The sequence below is a fragment of the Desulfosporosinus sp. HMP52 genome (genome assembly GCF_000765145.1).
Classification (GTDB): domain Bacteria; phylum Bacillota; class Desulfitobacteriia; order Desulfitobacteriales; family Desulfitobacteriaceae; genus Desulfosporosinus.
On record NZ_JMGA01000075.1, the window covers coordinates 1 to 1798 of the forward strand.

The window sequence follows — 1798 nt, forward strand, 5'->3', positions numbered from 1 at the left end:
CCTTAATTGCAAATCGAAATGCAACCTTTCCGATTCCAACAGAAGCTTCATAATGTAATTAAATTCATAGATACCAGGGGTTGCATCCTGGCTTACAAAAGATTGGATAGTGTCAAGGGTGATGCGAGGGATACCGGAAGCCTTTAGGCTGAGGATATGCTCGCCATCATCCCATTGACACGTGAACTAAACCAATACGCTTGAAGACGGCAAAGTCTCTTTTACCTAAGAGACTTACCCAAGATTGAAAGAGAGTTTGCTTGGCAAGCGCCGAGCGTTCCGTTATTTTCATTGCTCATGATTTAGATTTACACACCTTTTCAATGCTATATAATCTGAATGGGTTGGCGGCGAAAAGGAGAATAACCATGTCGAAGTTTTTTACGTATGAAGAAAGGCTGACCTTACAGAAATGCCTAAAAGAAAGTCATTCTTTTAAAGAAATTGCCCGCAGATTGGATAAGGACCCAACCACGATTTCCAGAGAAGTCCGCAAACATCTTTCAGAGGTTGCCACCGGATATCCGGGGTTTTCCTACAATGCATGCAGGAACCGTTTCAACTGCAGGAAAAAAGGACTCTGCGGTAAAGAATGTACAAGGCGTTCAGCGGTCAATTGCAAGCTCTGTCAGAAGTGTAACGACAACTGCCAAGATTTTATCGAGGAAATCTGTATGGCAAGGTTCCGGGTCCCTTATGTCTGCAATGGCTGCGAGCAGATTGGGAAATGTACGTTGCTGAAAAGTCTCTATGATGCTGAGCATGCCCATGTCAAATCCCACAAAACCATCTCAGAATCCCGCAGTGGCCTTTGTGTCTGCGAAGAGGAGATTGCCCGGCTAAACGCTATTATCAGTCCTTTGGTACAGCAGGGGCAATCTATCCATCAGATTTATGTGAACCATGAGAATGAGCTCATGTGTAGTGAGAAAACCATCTACAACTACATCGACGCCTGTCTTATGGATGTACGCAACATCGACCTGCCAAGGAAAGTGAAGTTCCGTGCACGCTATAAAAAACCGGAATTCAAAGTGGACAAGGGCTGCAGGATCGGGCGAAACTACGACGCATTCCAGAGCTTCATAGAGAAGAATCCGGATACGGCTATTGTCCAAATGGACTCTGTCATTGGAACTAAGGGTGGCAAATGCCTTTTGACGGTACATTTCGTAGATGCGAGTCTGATGCTTGCTTTCCTTCGGGATTCCAACACCTCACAATCAGTGATTGACGTATTCAACGACCTTGACCAACGGCTGGGGCGGGAACTGTTTCGAAAGCTGTTCCCAGTCCTCCTGACGGACAACGGCAGTGAGTTTTCCAATCCCAAGGCCATTGAGTATGGGCCTGGGACGTATGGTGACTTGCGCACGAAGATTTACTACTGTGATGCCGGATGCCCTCACCAGAAAGGGGCCATTGAAGTCAATCACGGTCTGATCCGAAGAGTGCTTCCCAAAGGGTCAGGATTCAATCACCTGACACAGGAAGATGTTACCCGGATGATGAACCATATCAATTCCTACAAAAGAAAAAAGCTGAACAATCGTAGCCCCTACGAAACGTTCAGCTTTTACCATGGAGAAGAGGTTTTGCACAAACTCGGATGTTCGCCGGTTGCCGCCAGTGACATCCTGTTAAAACCTAGTCTTCTCAAAAGATAGAACCATAATAATGCGCCGCCAACCCTCAATGCACATCCATAAATAGGGGTGGATTCTCCGATTACAATTAAATCGAGAGGGAGTCGATCTCCCTTTGGCATGCCCATTTTTCTCATGATACGCCAGAAAAA

1 protein-coding gene is annotated in these 1798 nt (G+C 46.0%); it reads left to right on the forward strand.

The window, feature by feature from the left end; all coding sequences use genetic code 11:
* Window positions 1-368 precede the first annotated feature (368 nt).
* Complete coding sequence (locus DP73_RS21400) at window positions 369-1667, forward strand: IS30 family transposase (protein WP_034602421.1); 1299 nt, start codon at window positions 369-371, stop codon at window positions 1665-1667.
* Window positions 1668-1798: the final 131 nt, after the last annotated feature.